The 22,199-nt window shown below is 65.7% G+C and carries 25 protein-coding genes, 1 tRNA gene, 1 other RNA gene and 2 riboswitches; of the genes, 13 read left to right on the plus strand and 14 right to left on the minus strand.

The features are described 5' to 3' along the window. Nucleotides 1-320, minus strand: a 320-nt coding sequence (locus tag HA630_RS12255; RefSeq protein ID WP_166835065.1) for a cyclic nucleotide-binding domain-containing protein, incomplete at its 3' end; no start/stop codon positions are given. Nucleotides 321-462: 142 nt separating this feature from the next. Further along, a riboswitch (glycine riboswitch) is annotated at nucleotides 463-573 on the plus strand. 21 nt (nucleotides 574-594) lie between these two features. Beyond that, nucleotides 595-698: riboswitch (glycine riboswitch) on the plus strand. 65 nt (nucleotides 699-763) lie between these two features. Between HA630_RS12255 and gcvT the strand changes: the two genes are divergently transcribed. The 4 genes from gcvT to HA630_RS12275 all read left to right on the plus strand — a co-directional run bounded on the left by gcvT (nucleotide 764) and on the right by HA630_RS12275 (nucleotide 5,779). Beyond that, a complete protein-coding gene (gcvT, locus tag HA630_RS12260; RefSeq protein WP_166835067.1) occupies nucleotides 764-1,891 on the plus strand; it encodes a glycine cleavage system aminomethyltransferase GcvT in 1,128 nt (375 codons plus the stop codon). 73 nt (nucleotides 1,892-1,964) lie between these two features. After that, a complete protein-coding gene (gcvH, locus tag HA630_RS12265) occupies nucleotides 1,965-2,330 on the plus strand; it encodes a glycine cleavage system protein GcvH (RefSeq protein ID WP_166835069.1) in 366 nt (121 codons plus the stop codon). A gap of 70 nt (nucleotides 2,331-2,400) precedes the next feature. Continuing rightward, nucleotides 2,401-5,349 (plus strand): aminomethyl-transferring glycine dehydrogenase, encoded by a 2,949-nt coding sequence (gene gcvP / locus HA630_RS12270; RefSeq protein ID WP_166835072.1) that lies wholly within the window; start codon nucleotides 2,401-2,403, stop codon nucleotides 5,347-5,349. 133 nt (nucleotides 5,350-5,482) lie between these two features. Further along, entirely contained in the window at nucleotides 5,483-5,779 is a 297-nt protein-coding gene (locus HA630_RS12275; RefSeq protein WP_166835074.1) for a hypothetical protein, read from the plus strand. 9 nt (nucleotides 5,780-5,788) lie between these two features. Here the strand turns inward: HA630_RS12275 and HA630_RS12280 are convergent, their stop codons facing one another. Continuing rightward, nucleotides 5,789-6,601, minus strand: coding sequence for a class III extradiol ring-cleavage dioxygenase (locus tag HA630_RS12280; RefSeq protein WP_166835076.1), 813 nt, complete (start codon nucleotides 6,599-6,601; stop codon nucleotides 5,789-5,791). A 157-nt stretch (nucleotides 6,602-6,758) separates the two neighbouring features. Here HA630_RS12280 and aroE point away from each other — a divergent pair, with 157 nt between their 5' ends. The 7 genes from aroE (at nucleotide 6,759) to HA630_RS12315 (ending at nucleotide 10,814) form a co-directional block, all read left to right on the plus strand. Continuing rightward, the gene (gene aroE, locus HA630_RS12285; RefSeq protein ID WP_166835078.1) at nucleotides 6,759-7,589 is read left to right on the plus strand and encodes a shikimate dehydrogenase; all 831 of its coding nucleotides are present in this window, start codon (nucleotides 6,759-6,761) and stop codon (nucleotides 7,587-7,589) included. A gap of 14 nt (nucleotides 7,590-7,603) precedes the next feature. Beyond that, nucleotides 7,604-8,551: a transaldolase gene (gene tal, locus HA630_RS12290; RefSeq protein WP_166835080.1), complete on the plus strand. Its 948-nt coding sequence runs from the start codon at nucleotides 7,604-7,606 to the stop codon at nucleotides 8,549-8,551. Between the two features lie 14 nt (nucleotides 8,552-8,565). Then, complete coding sequence (locus HA630_RS12295) at nucleotides 8,566-9,267, plus strand: glutathione S-transferase family protein (protein ID WP_166835082.1); 702 nt, start codon at nucleotides 8,566-8,568, stop codon at nucleotides 9,265-9,267. Between the two features lie 84 nt (nucleotides 9,268-9,351). Then, nucleotides 9,352-9,774 carry a MerR family transcriptional regulator gene (locus tag HA630_RS12300; RefSeq protein WP_166835084.1) on the plus strand — a complete coding sequence of 141 codons (423 nt, stop codon included), beginning with the start codon at nucleotides 9,352-9,354 and terminating at the stop codon, nucleotides 9,772-9,774. A gap of 30 nt (nucleotides 9,775-9,804) precedes the next feature. Beyond that, a tRNA-Pro gene (locus HA630_RS12305) sits at nucleotides 9,805-9,881 on the plus strand. Nucleotides 9,882-10,012: 131 nt separating this feature from the next. After that, nucleotides 10,013-10,231: a hypothetical protein gene (locus tag HA630_RS12310; RefSeq protein ID WP_166835086.1), complete on the plus strand. Its 219-nt coding sequence runs from the start codon at nucleotides 10,013-10,015 to the stop codon at nucleotides 10,229-10,231. Between the two features lie 121 nt (nucleotides 10,232-10,352). Further along, nucleotides 10,353-10,814 (plus strand): hypothetical protein, encoded by a 462-nt coding sequence (locus tag HA630_RS12315; RefSeq protein ID WP_166835088.1) that lies wholly within the window; start codon nucleotides 10,353-10,355, stop codon nucleotides 10,812-10,814. Between the two features lie 164 nt (nucleotides 10,815-10,978). Here the strand turns inward: HA630_RS12315 and arfB are convergent, their stop codons facing one another. Continuing rightward, nucleotides 10,979-11,380, minus strand: coding sequence for an alternative ribosome rescue aminoacyl-tRNA hydrolase ArfB (arfB, locus tag HA630_RS12320; RefSeq protein WP_166835090.1), 402 nt, complete (start codon nucleotides 11,378-11,380; stop codon nucleotides 10,979-10,981). Nucleotides 11,381-11,489: 109 nt separating this feature from the next. On the opposite strand from arfB, the gene HA630_RS12325 reads away from it, so the two are divergent. Next, entirely contained in the window at nucleotides 11,490-12,656 is a 1,167-nt protein-coding gene (locus HA630_RS12325) for a diguanylate cyclase (protein ID WP_208300077.1), read from the plus strand. Nucleotides 12,657-12,822: 166 nt separating this feature from the next. Further along, nucleotides 12,823-13,413 (plus strand): ferritin-like domain-containing protein, encoded by a 591-nt coding sequence (locus tag HA630_RS12330; protein WP_166835092.1) that lies wholly within the window; start codon nucleotides 12,823-12,825, stop codon nucleotides 13,411-13,413. A gap of 388 nt (nucleotides 13,414-13,801) precedes the next feature. Here the strand turns inward: HA630_RS12330 and HA630_RS12335 are convergent, their stop codons facing one another. From HA630_RS12335 to ompA, 11 genes are all read right to left on the minus strand, one after another. Then, nucleotides 13,802-14,335, minus strand: coding sequence for a hypothetical protein (locus tag HA630_RS12335; protein WP_166835094.1), 534 nt, complete (start codon nucleotides 14,333-14,335; stop codon nucleotides 13,802-13,804). After that, nucleotides 14,335-16,788: a DUF3987 domain-containing protein gene (locus HA630_RS12340; protein ID WP_166835096.1), complete on the minus strand. Its 2,454-nt coding sequence runs from the start codon at nucleotides 16,786-16,788 to the stop codon at nucleotides 14,335-14,337. The genes HA630_RS12335 and HA630_RS12340 overlap by 1 nt, the downstream gene beginning before the upstream one ends. Then, nucleotides 16,785-17,060, minus strand: coding sequence for a hypothetical protein (locus tag HA630_RS12345; RefSeq protein ID WP_166835098.1), 276 nt, complete (start codon nucleotides 17,058-17,060; stop codon nucleotides 16,785-16,787). The genes HA630_RS12340 and HA630_RS12345 overlap by 4 nt, the downstream gene beginning before the upstream one ends. An 11-nt stretch (nucleotides 17,061-17,071) precedes the next feature. Continuing rightward, nucleotides 17,072-17,320 (minus strand): AlpA family transcriptional regulator, encoded by a 249-nt coding sequence (locus HA630_RS12350; protein ID WP_166835100.1) that lies wholly within the window; start codon nucleotides 17,318-17,320, stop codon nucleotides 17,072-17,074. An 83-nt stretch (nucleotides 17,321-17,403) separates the two neighbouring features. Beyond that, nucleotides 17,404-17,913 carry a hypothetical protein gene (locus HA630_RS12355; RefSeq protein WP_166835102.1) on the minus strand — a complete coding sequence of 170 codons (510 nt, stop codon included), beginning with the start codon at nucleotides 17,911-17,913 and terminating at the stop codon, nucleotides 17,404-17,406. 104 nt (nucleotides 17,914-18,017) lie between these two features. After that, nucleotides 18,018-18,311, minus strand: coding sequence for a hypothetical protein (locus HA630_RS12360; protein WP_166835104.1), 294 nt, complete (start codon nucleotides 18,309-18,311; stop codon nucleotides 18,018-18,020). Then, on the minus strand, nucleotides 18,311-19,549 hold the full coding sequence (locus HA630_RS12365) for a site-specific integrase (RefSeq protein ID WP_166835106.1): 1,239 nt from the start codon (nucleotides 19,547-19,549) through the stop codon (nucleotides 18,311-18,313). Before HA630_RS12365 ends, HA630_RS12360 begins: the two co-directional genes overlap by 1 nt. Nucleotides 19,550-19,734: 185 nt before the next feature. Beyond that, nucleotides 19,735-20,110, minus strand: a transfer-messenger RNA (tmRNA) gene (ssrA, locus tag HA630_RS12370). 13 nt (nucleotides 20,111-20,123) lie between these two features. Beyond that, nucleotides 20,124-20,792 (minus strand): HAD-IA family hydrolase, encoded by a 669-nt coding sequence (locus HA630_RS12375; RefSeq protein ID WP_166835108.1) that lies wholly within the window; start codon nucleotides 20,790-20,792, stop codon nucleotides 20,124-20,126. Continuing rightward, a complete protein-coding gene (gene ubiG / locus HA630_RS12380; protein WP_166835110.1) occupies nucleotides 20,789-21,502 on the minus strand; it encodes a bifunctional 2-polyprenyl-6-hydroxyphenol methylase/3-demethylubiquinol 3-O-methyltransferase UbiG in 714 nt (237 codons plus the stop codon). Before ubiG ends, HA630_RS12375 begins: the two co-directional genes overlap by 4 nt. 80 nt (nucleotides 21,503-21,582) lie before the next feature. Continuing rightward, nucleotides 21,583-22,199 (minus strand): outer membrane protein OmpA (gene ompA / locus HA630_RS12385; RefSeq protein ID WP_166835112.1); only part of this gene is annotated, 617 nt, incomplete at its 5' end.

A 22,199-nucleotide genomic window follows, 5' to 3' on the forward strand; every position in this document is an offset into this window, starting at 1 on the left:
GGGCCGCCGTCCAGCAGGCTGAGCTCTCCGATCCAGCTGCCTGGCCCCATGACGCGCACCACCATGCCGGCCGCCTCCAGCTGCAGGGCCTGGCTCTGCACCGACACCTCGCCCGCCAGCACCAGCCAGAGCCGGTCCACGGCGACGGCGTCGCCCTCCTGAACCAGCACCTCACCGGGCCACAGCGTTTGTGGCGACAGGTAGAGGGCCACGGTGCAGGCCTCGGCCGGGTTGAGCCCGCCCCACGCGCACGGGGCCGCCAGCCAGCGGCTCGCCAACGCCCTGAACGCCTCGACCGAAGGGTCGACCCGATGCCCCATGCCACGCCCTCCCGCCGGCCCAAACAGCGGCCGCGATGGCGAAAATGATACGCCACAACCGCGACGCGACCCGGCCCAACTGGCTCCAGCGCCACCCGGCACCCCCAGCCGGCGGCCACCCGCCGACCCGAGACGCTACAATCTCAGCCTGTCAGGAGAGAGTCCCTTCCGAAGGGACCGCCGAAGGCGCAGGAGGTTGGGGGCAGCATGCCCGCAGCCCTGAACGCTCAGGCAAAAGGACTGGCAAGCGTCGAGCGCCCCTTGAAGGCGCTCATCGTCACCCCCTGGAGAGAGCCCGGCCCAGAGCCTGGCCACCGAAGGAGCAAGCGCGGCATCGCCCGCGTGAATCTCTCAGGTAAAGCGGACAGGCGGGCAGTGGCTGGGAACGCCCATGGGGCCTTCCAGCACCCGACCCCCACGGGTCACTGCCTTTGAACACGCCCATGTCCGACGCCACCCCACTGCTGACCACCCCGCTCAACGCCCTGCACCTGGAACTGGGGGCCCGCATGGTGCCCTTTGCTGGCTATTCCATGCCGGTGCAATACCCCGCCGGCCTGATGGCCGAACACGCCCACACCCGCAACGCCGCCGGCCTGTTCGACGTCTCGCACATGGGCCAGTTGCGTCTGGTGGGGGCCGACGCCGCCGCCGCGTTTGAAACCCTGATGCCGGTGGACGTGATCGGTCTGGGTTTGCACAAGCAACGCTACGGCCTGCTGCTGACCGACGCAGGCACCATCATCGACGACCTGATGTTCGTCAACCGCGGCTGCGACATTTTCGTGATCGTCAACGGCGCCTGCAAGGCCGGCGACATCGCCCACATCCAGGCCCAGATCGGCCAGCGTTGCCAGGTTACCCCCATGCCCGAGCGCGCGCTGCTGGCCCTGCAAGGCCCGCAGGCCGTGGCCGCGCTGCAGCGCCTGGTGCCGGGCGTGGAAACCCTGGTGTTCATGACCGGCGGCGCCTACACCTGGAACGGCGCCGACTTGTACATCACCCGCAGCGGCTACACCGGCGAGGACGGCTTCGAGATTTCCGTCCACAACGACCAGGCCGAGGCCCTGGCCCGCGCCCTGCTGGCCCAGCCGGAAGTCCAGCCCATCGGCCTGGGCGCGCGCAACTCGCTGCGCCTGGAAGCCGGCCTGTGCCTGTACGGCAACGACATCGACACCACCACCACCCCGGTGGAAGCCAGCCTGAACTGGGCCATGCAGAAGGTGCGCCGCAGCGGTGGCGCCCGCGCCGGGGGCTTCCCAGGTGCCGACCGGGTGTTGGCCCAGCTGAACGGCAGCCAGCCCGCCACCCGCCTGCGCGTGGGCCTGCTGGCCAAAGACCGCATCCCGGTGCGCGAGCACGTCGAGCTGCAAAACCGCGATGGCCAGCGCATCGGCGAAGTCACCAGCGGCCTGCTCGGCCCCACCATCAACCAGCCGATCGCGCTGGGCTACGTCGAATCCGGTTATGCTGCGCTCGGCACCCAGGTGCAGGCGCTGGTCCGTGGCAAGGCGGTGCCGATGGAAGTGGTCGCCCTGCCCTTCGTGCCCAACCGCTACCACCGCGGTTGACGGTTTCTTGCCCCGGTGCGTCCGGCGCTGCCGCCGCGCACCCACCCCACTTTTTTGACATCTGGAGCTGCACATGAGCCTGAAATACACCCCCGACCACGAATGGCTGAACGTGGAAGGCGACACCGCCACCGTCGGCATCACCCACCACGCGCAGGACGCGCTGGGCGACGTGGTGTTCGTGGAGCTGCCCGAGGTGGGCGCCACCTTCGCCGCCAAGGACGTGGCCGGCGTGGTCGAGTCGGTCAAGGCCGCGGCCGATGTGTACATGCCCGTGACCGGTGAAATCACCGCAGTCAACGAGGCCCTGCGCGACGACCCCTCGCTGGCCAACAGCGACCCGCTGGGCGCCGGCTGGTTCTTCAAGGTCAAGTTCACCCACGCCGCCGAACTCGACGGCCTGCTGGACGAAACCGCCTACGGCGCCCTGACCCAGTAATTCCCCGCCGCCCTTTTCGGCACCGCCTTCGGGCGGTGTCTTTCCTTGATCTTGCCCGGAGCAACCCGCCATGTTGTCGTCCACCCCCCGCCCCCTGGCCGAACTTGAAAACGCCAGCGAATTCATCGCCCGCCACATCGGCATCGGCACCGAAGACGAAGCCCACATGCTCTCCGTCATCGGCGAGGCCTCGCGCCGCGCCCTGATCGACGGCATCGTGCCGCGCAGCATCGCCCGCGGCGCCGGCATGGCCCTGCCGCCGGCCGTCACCGAGGCCGAGGCACTGGCCGAACTCCAGGCCATCGCGGGCAAGAACAAGGTGTTCAAAAGCTTCATCGGGCAGGGGTACTACAACACCCACACCCCGGGCGTGATCCTGCGCAACATCCTGGAAAACCCCGCCTGGTACACCGCCTACACTCCCTACCAGGCCGAAATTTCGCAGGGCCGCATGGAAGCCCTGGTCAACTTCCAGACCATGGTCGCCGACCTGACCGGCATGGACATCGCCAACGCCTCCATGCTGGACGAAGCCACCGCCGCTGCCGAGGCCATGACCCTGGCCAAGCGCTCGGTCAAGGCCAAGGGCCACACCTTCGTGGTCAGCGCCGACTGCCACCCGCAAACGGTGGAGGTGATCCGCACCCGCGCCCTGCCGCTGGGCCTGGCGGTGCAGGTGGTGGCCTCGGAAGCCGAGTGGAACGCGGCTATTCGCCATGACGACTGCTTCGCCGCCATCAACCAGTACCCGGGCAGCACCGGCTGGCTGTGCGACTGGAGCGCCTCCGCCGCCACCCTGCATGCCCGCGGCGCCGCCTTGATCCTGGCGGCCGATCTGCTGGCCCTGACGCTGCTCAAATCCCCCGGCGAGATGGGCGCCGACATCGTGGTGGGCACCAGCCAGCGCTTCGGCATGCCCATGGGCGCCGGTGGCCCGCACGCCGCCTACATGGCCTGCCGCGACGCGTTCAAGCGTTCGCTGCCCGGCCGCCTGGTGGGCGTGAGCGTGGACGTGCACGGCCACCCGGCCTACCGCCTGGCGCTGCAAACCCGCGAACAGCACATCCGCCGCGAAAAGGCCACCTCCAACATCTGCACCGCGCAGGTGCTGCCGGCGGTCGTCGCCAGCATGTACGCCGTGTACCACGGCCCGCAAGGCCTGAAGCGCATCGCCGAACGCGTGGCCAGCTACACCGCCATCCTGGCGCAAGGCCTGCAAACCCTGGGCGTGCAGGTGGTGCACCACACCGCCTTCGACACCCTGACCGTGGCCACCGCCAGTGCCGGCGCCGCCCACGCCCTGGTGCAGCACGCCGCCGCCAACGGCGTCAACCTGCGCCCGCTGACCGGTGCACGCGCCCACTGTGTGGCCCTGTCGCTGGACGAAACCACCACCCGCGACGACCTCGCCCTGCTGTGGTCGCTGTTCGCCCAGCCGGGCCAGGCCCTGCCGCAGGTGGCCGATTTCGAAGCCGGCGTGGCCGCGCGGATCCCGGCCGAGTTGCGCCGCGCCAGCGCCTACCTGACACACCCGGTCTTCAACAGCCACCACTCCGAAACCGGCATGCTGCGCTACATCCGCGCCCTGTCCGACAAGGACCTGGCGCTCGACCGCAGCATGATCCCGCTGGGCAGTTGCACCATGAAGCTCAACGCCACCAGCGAGATGATCCCCATCACCTGGCCGGAATTCGCCCACCTGCACCCCTATGCCCCGGCCGACCAGTTGGAAGGCTACCGCCTGCTGGACGAACAGCTGCGCGCCTGGCTGTGCCAAGCCACCGGCTACGCCGCCATCAGCCTGCAGCCCAACGCCGGTTCGCAAGGCGAATACGCCGGCCTGCTGGCCATCCGGGGCTACCACGCCGCGCGCGGCGAGGGCCACCGCAACATCTGCCTGATCCCGTCCAGCGCCCACGGCACCAACCCCGCCAGCGCCCAGATGGCCGGCATGGAGGTGGTGGTGACCCAGTGCGACGACAACGGCAACGTGGACCTGGACGACCTGCGCGCCGCCTGCGAAAAACACAGCGCGAACCTGGCCGCGGTGATGATCACCTACCCCAGCACCCACGGCGTGTTCGAGACCGAGGTGAAAGCCCTGTGCGAGCTGGTGCACCGCCACGGCGGCCGCGTCTACGTGGACGGCGCCAACATGAACGCCCTGGTCGGCGTGGCCGCGCCGGGCGAATTCGGCGGCGACGTGAGCCACCTGAACCTGCACAAGACCTTCTGCATCCCGCACGGCGGTGGCGGCCCCGGCGTCGGCCCGGTGTGCGTGGTGGCCGACCTGGCCCCCTACCTGCCCGGCCACGCCACGGCCAGCGCCCAGGGCGCCTACGTGGGCCCGGTCAACGACACCGTCTCCAGCGCCACCCCAGCCGTGGGCGCCGTCTCGGCCGCGCCGCTGGGCAACGCCGCCGTGCTGCCCATCAGCTGGATGTACATCCGCATGATGGGCGCCGACGGCCTGCAGCAAGCCACCGAAACCGCCATCCTTAGCGCCAACTACATCAGCAAGCGCCTGGCCGACCACTACCCCACCCTGTACGCCAGCGCCAACGGCCACGTGGCGCACGAGTGCATCCTGGACCTGCGCGGCCTGAAGGAAACCAGCGGCGTCATGGCCGAGGACGTGGCCAAGCGCCTGATGGACTACGGCTTCCACGCCCCGACGCTGAGCTTCCCCGTCGCCAACACCCTGATGGTGGAGCCGACCGAGAGCGAGACGCTGGAAGAACTGGACCGTTTCATCGACGCCATGATCGCCATCCGCGACGAGGTGCGCCTGGTGGAGGCCGGCGTCTGGCCCAAGGACGACAACCCGCTGAAAAATGCCCCGCACACGGCCCACAGCCTGCTGCAGGGCGAATGGACCCACGCCTACCCGCGCGAGGTGGGCGCCATGCTGAAAACCGGCCAGGCGGTGAAGTACTGGCCGTCGGTGGGCCGGGTGGACAACGTCTACGGCGACCGCAACCTGTTCTGCAGTTGCGTGCCGGTGGCCGACCTGGCCTGAAGCCGCCGGACCCATGCTCCAAACGCCCCCCGGCCCAGCCAGCGGCCGGGGCGGCCAGGCTTGTGACGTGGGGGGCAAAGTTCTACACTGGCACCTCTGAGGGCCGCGCCACAGGCCCGCGCGAGGAGACGCCATGGACGAGCCCACCCCGTTGTCCGCCGCTGCCGAACAGCACCTGCTGGCCCTGCCGGGGCTGAAGTACCCGCAGGCGTTGGTGCGGCAGTTCCCGCGCATCGTCAACCGGCTGACCGAACTGAAAGACGACCCCGACGCGCTGCGACATTACTTCGACGAACTCACCCACGACGCCCGTGGCGGCCGCCGCGGCTTCCCCTTCGAGGTGCTGATGGACCTGCTGGCCCTGCGCGAACGCATGCTGGGCGACGAACCGGGCCTGGAGGTCAGCGACGACACCAAGTGGGTGTCCTGAAGGCGCGACTCAGGGCAGCAGCAGGGCGTCCATCGCCAGGTGGCTGTACATGACTTCGCGACTCAGATAGTTGGGGGTGGGGCCGCCGGGCTGGCCCCAACCGGCCGCGCCCAAGGCAAAAAACAGCGGCAGGAAATGCTCGTCCGTCGGGTGCGCGCGCACGGCCGTGGGTGCCTGGCGCCGGTAATCGAACAAGCGGGGCGCGTCCTGCGCCTGCAAGGCCGACTCCACCCAGCGGGCAAAATCTTGGGCATAGGGCGCCGCTGTGGCGTCCAGTTCCGGGCGCGACCCGAAAAATTCGTGCAGGTTGTGGGTCATGCTGCCGGAACCGATGAGCAGCACCCCCTGGTCGCGCAGGCCGCGCAAGGCGGCCCCGATGGCGTACACCGCCTCGGGCCCGGCGCGCGCCGGCAAGGCCACCTGCACCACCGGCACCTGGGCCTCGGGCAACAAAAACCGCAGCGGCATCCAGGCGCCGTGGTCGAACGGCCGCTGCGCGTCGGCACGGGCCGGCAGGCCGGCGGCCTGCAGCGCCTCCAGCACCTGCTGCGCCACCGCCGGCGACCCCGGGGCCGGGTACTGCAAGCGGTACAGCGCCTCGGGAAAGCCGCCAAAATCGTGCCAGGTGTCGGGCCGGGGGTGGGTCATCACCCGGATCTCGGGCGCCATCCAGTGCGGCGACATCAACACCACCGCCCGCAGCGGTCGGTCTGCGCGGTGCAGCGCCCGCCCGCAGGCGGTGAGTGCGGGGCCGGTGGCCCCGGGCTCCAGCGCCAGCATGGGCGAACCGTGGGACAGAAACAGGGCGGGAACGGGGGACATGGCAGCAAACCTTCGAAGCGGTGGAACCGATGGTAGCGGCCCCGCCCACGGCCAGTGTTCAGGGCACGCGTCGGTCGCGTTCAAAATCTTTGGGGCCATCGGGCACAATGCCCACCACCGCCCCGGCGCGCCCCTTTTGCCCCTTGCCCCGACCGACATGGACCGTTACGCCGTCATTGGCCACCCGATAGGCCACAGCAAATCGCCCCTGATCCACACCGCCTTCGCCGAAGCCACCGGCCAGGCGCTGGTCTACACCGCCATCGAGGCGCCGCTGGACGGCTTTGCCGCGACGGTGGACCGTTTCCGTGCCGAAGGCGGCCGCGGCGTGAACGTGACGGTGCCCTTCAAATTGGAGGCCTGCGCCTACGCCACCGACCCGGCCGACCGCGCGCGCGCGGCCGGCGCGGCCAACGCCCTGAAATTTGACGGTGACCGCTGCCTGGCCGACAACTTTGACGGCGTGGGCCTGGTGCGCGACATCGTGCACAACCTGGGCCACGCGGTGCGCGGGCGCCGGGTGCTGCTGCTGGGCGCGGGCGGGGCCACCCGGGGCGCCCTGCTGCCGCTGCTGGAACAAGCGCCGGCGCACCTGTTCGTGGCCAACCGCAGCGTGGACAAGGCGCTGGCCCTGGTGCAGGAGTTCGTGGGCCGTGGCGCCCCGGCCCACGTGCTGGAAGGCGGTGGCTACGCCGACCTGGGCGGCGACGCGTTCGATGTCGTCGTCAACGCCACCTCGGCCAGCCTGGGACAGGCACTGCCACCGGTGCCGGCCCACGCCCTGCACCCCGACGGCCTGGCCTACGACATGGTGTACGGCCAAGGCCTCACGCCTTTTTTGCAACTGGCGCAAACGCGCGGCGTGCGCCACCTGGCCGACGGCGTGGGCATGTTGGTGGAACAGGCCGCCGAGGCCTTCGCCTGGTGGCGCGGCGTGCGCCCCGACACCGCCACCACCATCCAGCGCCTGCGCGTTCCCCTGATCTGACTCCCTAGGCAGCCATGAACCAACTCGACGCCCTCAAGCAACACACCACCGTGGTGGCCGACACCGGCGACTTCCTGCAACTGGCCCAGTTCCAGCCGCGCGACGCCACCACCAACCCCTCGCTCATCCTCAAATCGGTGCAAAAGCCCGAGTACGCGCCGCTGCTGCGCGACACCGTGGCCCGGCACCGCACCGAGCCCCTGGACGCCATCGTGGACCGGCTGCTGGTGCGTTTCGGCCAGGAAATTCTGGCGGTGGTGCCGGGCCGCGTGTCCACCGAGGTGGACGCGCGCCTGAGCTTCGATCGCGACGCCACCGTGGCCCGCGCCCAGCGGCTGATGGCCCTGTACCGCGCCGCCGGCGTGCCGGACGAGCGCGTGCTGATCAAGATCGCCGCCACCTGGGAAGGCATCCAGGCGGCGCGGGCGCTGGAGCAACAGGGCATCCGCACCAACCTGACGCTGCTGTTCGCCTTCTGCCAGGCGGTGGCCTGCGGCCAGGCCGGCGTGCGGCTGATTTCGCCCTTCGTCGGGCGCATTTACGACTGGTACAAAAAACAGGCCGGCGCCCAGTGGGACGAGGCCGCCATGGCCGGCCCGAACGACCCGGGCGTGCGCTCGGTGCGACAGATATTTCAGCACTACAAGCACTTTGGCATCGCCACCGAAGTCATGGGCGCGAGCTTTCGCAACATTGGCCAGATCACGGCGCTCGCCGGCTGCGACCTGCTCACCATCAGCCCGGAACTGTTGGCCCAACTGGCCGCCAGCGAGGCCCCCCTGCCCCGTGCGCTGGACGCCGCGGCCGCCCGGGCGCTGGACCTGCCCGCGGTGAACCACGACGAAGCCAGCTTCCGCTTCGCGCTCAACGAGGACGCGATGGCCACCGAGAAACTGGCCGAAGGCATCCGCGCCTTCTGCGTGGACGCGGTGAAGCTGGAGCAGCTCATCCTGGCCGCCTGAACCGCCCACGCGCCATGACCACCCGACTCACCGTCCACCACCTGGAAACCTCCCGTTCGCACCGCGTGCTGTGGCTGCTGGAAGAACTGGGCGTGCCCTACGAACTCGTCGTCCACCGGCGCGACCCCGCCACCCGGCTGGCACCGGCCTCGCTCAAACGGGTCCACCCCCTGGGCAAGGCCCCGGTCGTGGTGCACGGGGACGAGGTGGTCGCCGAGTCCGGCGCCATACTGGAATACCTGGCCGACACCTTTGCCCCCGACCCGCACGGCGATCTGGACCAACTGCTGCCCACCCCACGCACGGCGGCGCACCGCCAATGCCGCTTCTGGCTGCATTACGCCGAAGGCTCGCTGATGAACTGGCTGGTGATGAAGCTGGTGTTTGCCAGCCTACCGCGCCAGCCCATGCCGTTTTTCGTGCGGCCGGTGGCCCGCGCGCTGTGCCAGGCGGTGCAGCAACGGCTGATCGACCCGAACGTGAACACCGCGCTCGACTTCATGGAACAGCACCTGGCCAGCCACCGCTGGTTCGCGGGCGAGCACCTGAGCCTGGCCGACTTCCAGATGAGCTTTGCCGTGGAGGCCGCCTTGTCGCGCGGGGACACGTCGGCGGCGCAGCACCCGCAGCTGCACGCCTATTTGCAGCGGCTGCACGCCCGCCCGGCGTTTCAGCGGGCACTGGCCCAGGGCGGCCCGGTGCTGATGCCGGTCTGAGCGGCACCCCACCTGCCCACCGCGTTTGGCATTCGTCCCGAGTTGGAGTAGATTCCAAGGTTTTGTTCGCAGAGCATTGATTCGATGGAGAACACGCTGCCGCCCATTCCCGCCAAACGCTACTTCACCATCGGTGAGGTGGGCGAGTTGTGCGGCGTCAAACCCCACGTGCTGCGGTACTGGGAACAGGAATTCACGCAACTGCGGCCGATGAAGCGGCGCGGCAACCGGCGCTACTACCAGCACCACGAGGTGCTGATGATCCGCCGCATCCGCGATCTGCTCTACGACCAGGGCTTCACCATCCACGGCGCCCGCAACCGCCTGCAGGAACTGGCCCAACAGGAGCGCGAACAGCGCAAAACACCGGGGCTGTCGGGCGACGGTGCGGCCGAGGACATGGTCCCGCCGGCGTCGATGCCCGATGGCCTGGCGCCCGCATTGGATTGGACTGCGGTACGCGCCGAGCTGCTGGCCCTGCAAAAACTCCTGAACCAGCCTATCTGACCTCCAAAAACGCGCTACAATTCAGAGCTTCGGCGTGTAGCGCAGCCTGGTAGCGCACTTGCATGGGGTGCAAGGGGTCGCGAGTTCGAATCCCGCCACGCCGACCATAAAAAACAACGGGTTACAGATCACAAGTCTGTAACCCGTTTTGTTTTTCAGGGTTGGGCTGCGGTTTCATCGTCACCGTTGTCCCTGCAGCTCAAGTGAACTCTGTCCAGGGACAACGAAAGCCCACTGCATGAAGACGATTGACGAAATGCTGCACCTGGCGCTGCTGACCCCCGAGCAGCACCGGCAGATCGGGGCCTGGATCGCGCAAGCCGATTCGCCGGAGGCGATCCTGGGCATGCCCGCCGCGCTGTGGCAGGCGGTGGAGCGTGCCAGCGAGGTCATGGGCATCGACCAAGACCTGGTGCGTCCGCCAGCGCTGGACGCGGGTGGTCTGGCCTGTGACTGACGACGCCTGACCCCTGGTCGTGCTCCAGAAGCGGCGGTACAACACCGCCAACGCCGCATTGCCACCGGGTCGATGGGGCAAAATGCTTGTAGCCCACGACCAAAGCCCCCTGAGCAGCCCCATGCCCCACAACAGCCCAGAAACGTGTGACCCGCGGCTGCGCACCACCGGCATCACCGATGAGGGCACCGTCTTCGAGAGCCAGGCACACTGGAACCGCGGCAAACCGTCGGACGCCGCCCTCACCCGCCGCCCCCCGGTCGATCTGCACCCGTGGCGCACCCATTACCCCGTCTCAGCGCCCAATCCGAGCGACGTGGGTGGGCGGGGTCGGGCCTCGGGCCACCCGCCCCGGCCGGGCGATACCACCTACGACCCTGGCGGGGCAGCCCCGGCGCTGTGGCACCGACCCACTCAAGGCGGCAACGCCGGCTGGCACACGGCCACCACCCGTGTTCAATGGCTCATGGCCAGCCTGCTGGACCGCCTCTGGGGCGTGTGCAGCCGACTGCAGCGCCGTGCCGGCGTGCGGCCAACCCCTACCCCGCGTCCCCTGCGCCCGGAGAACCCCGATGCGGAATGAAATGCCCACGGCGCTCCAGGACCGCGACATGGCGCTCATCCGGCGTGTCGCACACCCCTTGCGCTAGGCAGTTCACCTGCCCCAGGCCAGAACCGCCGGTGGGCACGACCGCGCCTGGATCGGAACCGCCCCCAGCGGGCCCAAGCCGGCCCCTACCAGGGCGGCTACAACACCCGGCCGCGACCGGCCTTGATCGTGGCCCGCTGGGCTTTGCCGGCCAGCCGCCGCTGCTGCGAGCCACGGGTGGGCCGGGTCGGGCGGCGCATGCGCGGCGGCCGCAATCCCTGCGCGATCAGGTCGTGCAAGCGGCGCAGGGCCTCCAGCCGGTTCAGTTCCTGGGTGCGCTGCGACTGCGCCTTGATGACCACCACCCCCTCCTGGGTGATGCGCTGATCCGCCAGGGCCAGACAGCGCGCCTTGACATCCTCCGGCAGCGACGAGGCTCGGATGTCAAAAAACAGTTGCACCGCCGTGGCCACCTTGTTCACGTTTTGCCCACCCGGACCCTGGGCACGGATGGCTTTGATCAGCACCTCGCAGGGGTCGATGGACAAGACAGGGTTCATAGCCAGACAGTATGCAGCAGGCCAGCGGTCCGCGGGCGTCACCCTCGTGCTGACAGACTGTACCGGGCGCCCGTATGATGCAGCATTGCCCCAGCCCAGCGCCGCCACCATGACCCGCTCGTCCCCCACACCCGAGCACACCGCCCGCGGGTCGGTTGCCATGCAGGTGCGCACCGACCGCTTGCAACTCCTGTTCCGCCAGTCCTTCCTGGCCACGTTTGGCAGCGTGGGGGCGGCCTTGGCGCTGTCCTGGTTGCAGCACGACCTGGGCAACACAGGCGTCATCGCGCCGTGGCTCGTCACGCTGTGCCTGGCCGGCGTGGTGCGCCTCGGCCTGTTCTGGGCCTACCACCGCAGCGCCCCCCAGCACCGCACCCCGGCCCGCTGGGAAGGTGTGTACTGGGCGACCCTGGTGTTCACGGCCGGGGCTTGGGGCGTCGGTGCGTTTCTGCTCATGTCCCGCGACAACCTGCTGTCGCAAGTCATCACCCTGTTTTTTGCGATCGGCATGGCCGGCAGCGCCATCTCGGCCTACTCGGCCTACCGCTCCATGACGCTGGCCGCCGTGGGGCTGGTGCTGCTGCCCACCACGCTGTGGCTGCTGGCCGGACCCGGCAGCGAACAGCGGCTGCTGGCCTTGACCACCTTGGCGTTTTCTGCCTTCGTCGTGCGCGCCACCCGCGAACTGTCGGACGCGCTGCAATCGCTGCTGCGGCTGCGCCGTGAACTGGAGATCGAGCACCGCATCGCCAGCAACGCCGCCCGCACCGACGAACTGACCGGGCTGAACAACCGCCGCGCCTTCCAGGAACAGGCCGACACGGTGTTCGCCTACACCCGCCGCCACGGCTTGCCCCTGTGCGCACTGCTGGTGGACATCGACCACTTCAAGCAAATCAACGACACCCACGGCCACGCCGCGGGCGACCGGGTGCTGCAAGCCGTGGCGCATCGGCTCAAGTCGGCGTTGCGCGAGGCCGACCTGTGCGGTCGCCTGGGCGGGGAGGAATTCGGGGTGCTGCTCGCCGGTACAGCCGTGCACGACGCGCTGCAGATCGCGGAAAAGTTGCGCCTGGCCATGCAAGCCATCGCGGTGCCCATGCACGGCACCACGCTGCAGGTCACCATCAGCGTCGGGGTGGCCGAAGCGGGCGCATCCTGCCCCGACACCACCACCCTGCTGTCCCAGGCCGATGCGGCCATGTACCACGCCAAATCCAGCGGCCGCAACCGGGTGCACAGCGGCCCCGCCCCAGCGGCCCTCTGCCCCGCCTGATCGCCACGGGCCCGCCCCGCACGCAGCGCAGGCGAAAACGGATGCCTGGCCCTCACAAGCCCCCCTGACCCACTCGGGCATGCAACCGCAGGCCGGGCGGTCGCGTATCGGTTGTGTGGGCACCGTCCACACCGCCCCATCCGATCCACCCTTTCAAGGAAGCACCATGATCCACACACCCCATGCCCAACTCGAAGTCGCCTCTTCGCGCCGCAACTTTCTGGGCCGCAGCGGTGCCCTGTCGGCCGTGGCCGTGGCCCTGCTCGCCGGCCAGGACGCCATGGCCCAAGGCATGAAAGCCGACGTCGCCAACGACGTGGGCATCCTCAACGTGGCCCTCGGTCTGGAGCACGAGGCCATCAACGCCTACCAGTTGGGCGCGGGCAGCGGCCTGCTGCAAAAGCACGTGCTGGACGTGGCAGTGCAGTTCCAGGGCCACCACAAGACCCACCGCGATGCACTGGTCGCCACCATCCAGAAGCTGGGTGGCACGCCCGTGACCGCGAAAAAACTCGACGAATACGCTCAGGCCTTGAACGCTGGCGCCCTGAAAAACCAGACCGATGTGCTGGACCTGGCGGCGCGGCTGGAACTGGGGGCCACCAACGCCTACCTGAGCGTCATACCGTCCCTGGGCAACCGTGACCTGGCCAAAGTGGCCGCCCGCCTCGCCGCCGACGAAACCATGCACTACACGGTGCTGAGCAACGCCCTGGGCCGTGCCTTGCCTCCGGGCGCGCTGTCTTTCGGCGCGTGATCCACGGCCGACGCCGACGCGGCTTGGCGCTCCACACGGGCAGGCGGTGACAGCTTGCCAATCTACGGAAAATGCGCGCTCAAAAGAAAAACCCCTTGATTTCTCAAGGGGTTTTTCGGTTGCGCTGGGGTCTACTGAATCATCAATGTAAGTCATTGATTTATATGATTGTTTTTCAACTGACTTATCTAATCGTTCCCCGATTTGTTCCCCGGTTTAGGTCTTGATACCCTCGTTTTCAGGCCATCGTCACAACTCCAGATCATACCGTTTGCATCCACTCGACCCACCGTGGTAGATGCACAACGAATCGGCCTTTTTAGGGACTCAAGAAACTCGCTTGACCGTATCCGCCCGTAAGTAACGACTCCGCCTTTTCCAGCCTTTTTTATGGTGTCAGCCGGAAGCCTGGGCACCGCTGCAACATCATCACCAGATCAGGTACCAGCCCAGCCCGTACAACTTCCGCCGTTTGCCAGTTGCCACAGCGCCAATAGTTGAAGCCTTGCAGGTAGGCACACTCTAGGCACAACCTCCGGTCATCGCCTTCACGGTCACGCTGCACCAACTTGTCGGCCAGTGCCTCAGCAGCCGGAACGATCAAGCCCTTGTCGGTGAAGCGCTCCAACCGTTTCAGGAACAGATCGATCTCGCCGCTGTTCATCGCCGGGGATGCAGGCCAACACCATAGGTCGGGGTCTGACGCTGGCGCAGGTGCTGCCACTTTGCTGTCATTCGCTGCGACCGTGTGGGTTGCCTCAGCCACCAGATCATCAGCCCCGCTTTTTTGAAAAGGTGCCAGGGGGGACGCTACAAAACCTACGAAAACCCCTTTGTCCTCGTTTGGGGGTGTTTTTGTAGTTTCCGTAGCGCAGGTGTCGGTGGTCTTTTCGCTTTTCAGTCGCGCCAACCAACCGGCCATCATGCACCTCCGTTCAACAGCATGGGGTGGATCAGGTAGCGGTCGCTGGGTCTACCCCGGCCTTTCACATCGCCGGATTGCACCGTCTCCCGTGCCAACCAACCGTAGTCGGTCAGCAAGTCCGCCACTTTCCGAACAGCATCAGGCGTGGTCAGCCCAGCCCAATGCTTCACAGCCACCAGCCGTGGAGTGAAACTCTCCAGCAGCACCCCGTCGCCGTCGCACCACTTGCCCGTCTTGATCTTGGTCAGCAGGGTTTGCGCCCCGGTGGTTTCCGGGATCACCGCCGCCGCGTACATCCGTTCCGCATGGCTTCGCAGGTAGTCCGCCCATGCCAGTGCCCGCAGTAGTTCGCGTTCATGGATCAAGCTCCCACTGTCGGGGGTATCCACCAAAGCAAATATCAGCGCCAGCGCCGGAATCAGCTTGCGGTACTTACTCAGGTGGGAAACCAGCGCCGGGTGAAGTTCATCGCCGCGAATCTCGGTCTCGAACGGCTCCACCCATTCCCAATACAGGGCTTGCGCTTCGGGAGTGAATCGCCACTCCTGGGGGTCGGTATCGCTCACAGGTTGCAGTTTGTTTAATCTCTCAAACACTGCCCATGCTGCCTGTTTCGATGGAGCGTCAGGCCTTTGATCAACCTTGCACCACTCCCGGGAAATGTCCGGCCACACCGCCAACCCAAAGCGTTGCAGCAGGCCGTCGTCGCCTGCACCGCCTGCCACCGCGTCCCGAACGTAGGTCTGCACCTTGCCGGGTTGAATACCGCCCAACATGGCAAGACACACCCTTTTCACATAGCTTTCACCGCGTCCGATCCGGTCAACCGCATGGCCTTGGTTGCCGTCGTAGCCGGTCAGATAGAAACCTCTGGCACCTTCCTGCCCTTGCTTGTCCATGCTGCACAGCAACCCGTGCAATTCGTCGCGGTACACCAGCAAGCCCCATTCGTTCACAGTCAGCAGGTCGGCCAGTTTCTCCACGCTGGCGTCGTTGACAACATAGCGTCGCGCTTTCGGTTCTTCGGGGGTTTCGGTCGGCTCCAGCAGCGCGCGCGCGGCCTTGGGGTCTTTGTTGGCCAATCCCTTTGCCTTGCTCTTGTTTGCATCAGCGGCCAATTCCGCCACCTTGCAATCAAGTTCCCAAGCGTCATGTTCTGCCTGCCACAGTTCGCGCTCTGCTGCCTCAAGTCGGTGCAAAGGCTTCATCACCTCAGACAGTGCCGGTGACTTCATCACGCCTGGGCGTCCGACGATCAAGCCCCACAGGTTCGGCACCACGGCCCAATCGTCGCGGGCTTTGGGTTTGACCACGGCACGCGCCCCGATCAAGCTGGAAATGGCCACCACTGCACCCACCGCCGTGAAGTCCGGGGGGCACTGCATCCGGTGGGCAATATCAGCCACCCAGCCGCGCAAAGCCTCGGGCAACAGTTCGGGGTCAAAGGGGGCCACCGTTGGCAAAGCATCCGGCAAAGGCACAGGGTCACCCCATACTGCCCCAGCTTCGGGCAGTGGGGGGAATGTCTCAGCCGTCACAGGTTGCGCCGCATCAACCCCGGCTTTCACCGCAGCCAACCCCTCCAGGGCGTGCAGGTCGTTGAAATCCGTGGCCTTGAATGGCAAGTCCGCAGGGAACTTGGGTGCCGCCAACCAGCCACCAACCGCCCGTGCAGCTTCCGCGCCCTTCGTCAAACCCGGGTTATTTCCGGTTTCTTTATCGTCATCAGCCGCAACGATCAAACGTAACGCCGGGTACTTCTGGTGCAGGGATTGGGCCACTGCCAACAGGTTGCCCGCATTGAAAGCCACCGCCACCGCGTGCCCCGTGGCCTCATGGATGGACGCGCCCGTAGCGTAGCCTTCACAGATCACCAGCACGCCTTCAGGCTTGCCAATGGAGTGATAAAGGCCTGATCGCTTACCCCCGGGCAATCCTCTCTTGTCTTTGGTATCCAGCGGGTTGACGCGCTCCACATTCCAAAGCTTGCCGTCTGCATCGCGCATGGGCACCAGCAGAGCACCGTCGTCGGCTTCACGCACACCGTAGGCTTTCACTCCCTTGGCGTTCAGGTAGGCGTGCTCCTCAGTTGCTGGGGTCGCTGCATTCCAGCGTTGCGCCGCCACTTGTGCGGCCTGTTGCTGGCGCTGGGCTACGTCTGCTTCCCGTTGCTGGCGCATGGCCTCCACGCGCTGCCGGTGGGCTTGGCGTTCGGCCTCGGTCATGGTGTCCTGGGACTTACTGCACCACTGTTGAGTAAACCCCTGTCGCCAGCAACCAAACGCACCAGCGGGTACGCCGTCCAAGTGCAGGACATACCAACCCGAATCGTCACCGCGCCGCCCATTGCTACTGAATCGGTACAGTTGGCCGTCGGGGTTGATTTCATCCGGTGGGGTCAGGCCAGCGGCCAGGATCGCCGCGCGGAATTGTTCAATGGGGTCTGTCATGCGCGCCCCCCGATCTGCTTCAGAAATTCCAGGGCGTCATCTAAAGTAGACAGGTTACGAACCATCCCCCAGCGTTCAACCCAATAGGCCACGGGGCCGTCTGTCGGGTCAGTCCGGTGCAGTGCATGGCCTTGAATAGCAAACGCCGCCCGCAGGGTTTCAAAGGCTTTACGGGGCCGTTGTCCGGTGGGAAAATCCAGATCGTTGATCGTGCCTGCCGTGGGATTGCAGTCCCCGGCGGGCTTTTCTTTTGGGGTGGTGTTGATCGTCATGTCCACCCCTCTCAGATTGCTTGCAGCAACTCGGTGCGCTTGGCGTGCAGGCGCTTCACCAGTTCGCGGATTTCGTCATCCGTCTGCCCTGCAATGCGTGCAGCGCAAATGGCTTTGACTTCGTAATCTGGCCAGCCGCTTGATCGCTCTCCAATCTTGACGGGTTCAGTCCAAGTCCCAGCGCGGACGTTGTTGTAAATTGATGCGTTACTGCGGTAACCCGCCTCTGCCTTACAGGCTTCGATTCGTATGATTGCCATCGGTGCACATCCTTGTATGAAGTTGGGATGTGCTTATGTTCTACATTGGTAAAGCGCCTTTGTAGTCCGTCTGCCAGCAGGACCTACGCTGTGCCAGCAGAGCGTAGTTTCTTCCACTCACCAACCCAATCACGGGCAGTACGCCAGGATTTGATAGGTACTAGCTTGCTCTCGAAAATGGCCGTGGCCGCCGCGTCCATCCCTCTCGGCTTCGGTGGATTTGCATCCAGCCAGTTGAAAACATCCTGCTTCATAGCGTGGTTTTCTCTATGGCGCTTCCCAGCCTTTTGTGAGCTTGATGCGCTTAGATGGGCGTTCACTCCCCGCTCAACCTCTGCACCTATAGCGATGGGGCCACGCATTTCAGAAATCAGATCAACAAAAGCCCATATGGACTCAGAATCCAGATTGCTTTTTATGAGAGAGTCGAGCTTTGCCGTGTATGTGTCGTAATCCTCATCGCTTACAACATCAAAAAGGCTTACGACCAAATGCCGATAAATTTCCAAGGCCCTAGCTTCTTGCTCATCTTCCGGCTCTCGATTGAGTAGCTTTTCGGCCCTATTTTTGGCCGTATGCAATAGATCGGTCATAGCGTCCCTGTCCCGCCCCTGAAAAGAAGCCAGCGCCGCCGGGTCAGGGAGTCCCGGTGTTCGCCCGCGGTGATCAGCCGGGGGCTAGGCGTGGCTCGCAACTACTACCGCCCTGAACCTCCAGCAGCGCCCATTACTCCCAAAGCAAAACCTATGTAATACCAAAGCCCAGTGTTTGGCCTACCAATGATTCCAATGGAATCAAGAAAATTGACTCCAAGTAGCCCAAAAAACCATGAAACGATATTTGCCAAAACCGAAAAAAGAAAGATAAGTCCATGCCAAACACCAGAAAAAAACCCGTATGGCTCTTCAATAGCACTATCAGTGTAGTGAGTCGCACAACCGCTCAACGCCAAGATCAAAGGCAATAAAAACCATGTTTTTTCGATTCGCATCAAGCCACCTTAATTTGAATCACATCGGCACCAGCGGCCAGCCTGTCCAGGTAGTCTGCCCACCGCTGCATCATGTCCTGCCTCTGCTTAAGGTAGGTGGTTCGGTTGTAGGCCCGCCCGTTGGCATCGCGCACTGCGTGGGCCAGTTGCGCCTCAATCAACAGCGGGTCAAACTCCAGCACTTCGGCCAGCAGCGTACGCGCCGTGGCCCGGAATCCGTGCCATGTCTGAATGTCCGGGGTGTAGCCCATCGCAATCAGCGCCGTTCGCACACTGTTTTCTGAAATAGGCTTGTCCCGCTGGCGCTCACCGGGGAACACCAAACCAGTGCTTTCGGTGTAAGGCTTCAGGTTTTTAAGCAGGTTCACCGCCTGGGTGGGCAAAGGCACAAGGTGGGGTTGACCGTTTTCCTTGCCGTCCTTGCTTCGCTTCATCCGTGCCGCCGGAATCGTCCACAGCGCCGCCTCTAGGTCGATCTCGGCCCACGCCGCACCCCGTAGCTCACCAGGGCGTTGAAACAGCATTGGTGCCAATTGAAGCGCCGCCCGAACGATAGGCCCGCCCTTGTAACCCTTGATCGCCCGCAACAGTTCACCCAACCGCACCGGGTCTGTAATCGCAGCAAAGTGTTTGCCTCGGTAGGGTTGCAATGCCCCCTTCAGGTCTGCCGTAATGTCCCGGCTCACCCGGCCCGTGGCCACCCCGTAGCGCCACACCTGCCGCGCCAGCATCATGCCTCGGTCTGCCGTTTCCACTGCGCCGCGTTCTTCCACCTTGCGAAGTGTTGCCAACAGTTCCACCGGCTCAATGTCTGCCAACCGTCGATCCCCCAGCCAGGGAAACAGATCGCGCTCAAACTGGCGTTTGGCCCGTACCGCGTGGGCTTCGCTCCAATGGGGGGCCTGTTTGTCGTACCACTCCAGGGCCACCACTTTGAAGGTGTCACCCGCTGGATTCACCGCCTTGAGCTTTTCCACCTTCCGGGCTTGAATGGGGTCGGTGCCTTCAGCCTTTTGCAGCTTCGCCGCGTCCCGTGCCCGCCGTGCCGCCGTCAGGCCCACCGTGGGGTAACTTCCCAGCGCCAGCCGGGTTTCCTTGCCATCCCGGTAGATTTTTTGAAACCAGCGTTTTGAACCAGCAGGGGAAACCTCCAGGTACAGCCCAGCCGAATCAGTCAGTCGCGCCCGTTTCTTCTCTGGTGGGCAAGTAGCGTTTCGGCACTGGGCATCGGTCAGCATTGGTGTTCCCCGGGGTGATTGTTCCCCGGCCACCGGGGTAAACAGGGTTTTGTTCCCCGATATGTTCCCCGCTCACGCTCTGCCTGTCAATGGCTGTCTTTATCCATCCCTGCCGGGTTAAGCCTTGATTTCCCAATGAAAAAGGCCGCTAGGTGGTCATTCCTAGCGGCCTTTAAACAGGGTATTGGTGGAGCTGGGGGGATTTGAACCCCCGTCCGCAAGCCTTCTTCGCGCAGTTCTACATGTGTAGTCGTCTGGTTTGATCTCGTCGGACCAGCCGCACAGCGACACGCTGCCAGCCCAACCAGCAACCTAAAGTCTCACCGCCGAGCAAGTTGCCCGCCCAACGGCCAGCCCATGTAAGTTCCCTTGCAGTCAGGACGGTCTTGCGACCCCCCTCACCCAGCCCATCGGCCAACTGTTGCAAGGCTCACCGGATTAAGCGGCGAGTGCGAAACGTTCGTCGTTTGCAGTTAGTTTTTTTCTGCGGTTTTACGAGGTGACAGAACCTCGACATGCCCTGCTGCGTGCCCGAACCCACGTCGAAACCAATGCAGCCCCAGTGGTGGTTAGTTTAAGGCAATTGCAGGAAGTTCAAGAGGTCGAGCGGATTTTCTATCACGGCGTCGGCGCCCCAGGCACCCACATCGGTTTGCACGCCCAGGTAACCGTAGCACGCGGCCACCGTGGGCATGCCCGCAGCTTTGCCAGCCACGATGTCCCGTTCGTCGTCGCCCACGTACACGCAAGCCTCGGGCGGCACGCCCATGCGCCGTGCGGCCTCCCACAACGGCGCCGGATGAGGCTTGGGGTGCGGCGTGGTGTCGCCCCCCACCACCGTGGCCGAGGTGGCAAACAACGGCATGCCGGCCGTCAGGGGCAGGGCGAAGCGCTCGGACTTGTTGGTCACCACACCCCAAGCCAGCCCCTGGCGGATCAGGCCGTCCAGCATGGCCGGTACCTCGTCAAAGGCCCGGGTGCTGCGCGTCATGCATGCCTGGTAGTTGTCGAAAAATTCCTGGCGCAGCGCCTCGAATTCCGGGTGGTCGGGGCCATGGCCAAAGGCCACCTGAATCATGCCCCGGGCGCCGGCACCGGCCAAGGGGCGGTAACGCTCCATCGGCAAGGACGGCAGGCCGCGCTGCACCCGCATCAGGTCGGCGGCATAACCCAGGTCCGGGGCACTGTCGATCAGGGTACCGTCCAGGTCGAACAGCACCGCACGCACACCGGCGAACCTCATGCCTCGGCCTTTCGGGTGGAGAACATGTAGTTCACGCTGGTGTCGCCGCTGAGCCAGTAGCGCCGCGTCAGGGGGTTGTATTCCATGCCCCGGGTGGCCTGCAGGTCGAGCCCGGCGGCGCGGCAGTGGCCCGCCAGTTCGCTGGGCTTGATGAACTTGGCGTACTCGTGCGTGCCCTTGGGCAGCAGTTGCAACACGTACTCCGCGCCCACGATGGCGAACAAAAACGATTTGGGGTTGCGGTTGAGGGTGGAGAAAAACACCCAGCCGCCGGGCTTGACCAGGGTGGCGCAGGCGCGCACGACCGAAGCCGGGTCGGGCACGTGTTCCAGCATTTCCATGCAGGTCACCACATCGAACTGACCTGGACGCTCCTCGGCCAGCTGCTCGGCGCTGACTTCGCGGTAGCTCACGTTGGGGGTTTCGGCCTCCAGCGCGTGCAACTGGGCCACCTTCAGGGCCTTGCTGGCCAGGTCAATGCCCAGCACCTGGGCGCCTTTGCGGGCCATGGCGTCGGCCAGGATGCCGCCGCCACAACCCACGTCCAGCACCTGCCGGCCGGCCAGCGCCACCTGGCGATCGATCCAGTCCAGCCGCAGCGGATTGATCTGGTGCAGCGGACGGAACTCGCTCTCGGTGTCCCACCAGCGGTGCGCGAGTTCAGAAAACTTGGCCAGTTCGGCCGGGTCGGCATTGAGGGTTTTGTCCATGGCTGGATTATGTCCACGAAAGCTGCGGGCACAAAAAACCGCGCCGAAGCGCGGTTTTTTGGAAACGGGTGTGCAACCGATCAGTTGGCGCGGGTGCCCACCACTTCGATTTCCACGCGGCGGTTCTTGGCGCGACCGGCACGGGTGCTGTTGTCGGCCACCGGCTGGGCTTCGCCCTTGCCTTCGGTGTACACGCGGTTGGCTTCGATGCCCTTGCTCACCAGGTAAGCCTTCACGGCTTCGGCGCGACGCACCGACAAAGCCTGGTTGTAGGCGTCGGCGCCGGTGGCGTCGGTGTGGCCCACAGCAATGATCACTTCCAGATTGATAGCGCTGACTTTGCTGGCCAGGTCGTCCAGCTTGGCTTTGCCTTCGGGCTTGAGCACGGCCTTGTCGAAGTCGAAGAAGGCGTCGGCGGCGTAGGTCACCTTGGCAGCGGCCACCGGGGCAGGAGCCGGAGCGGGCGCCGGGGCCGGAGCGGGGGCCGGGGCGGCCACCGGAGCCGGGGCCGGAGCGGGTGCCGGAGCGGGCACGATGGCGCCGTCACAACCTTGGGCGGCGGTGGCGGGGGTCCAGTTGGCGTCGCGCCAGCACAGTTCGTTGGTGCCGTTCTTCCAGACCAGGTCGCCGGAACCGTTGCGCCAGTTGTCGATGGTTTGGGCACCGGCGGCGGTGGCCAGAGCGGCGGTGGCGAACA

It is taken from the genome of Aquabacterium sp. A08 (assembly GCF_011742065.1).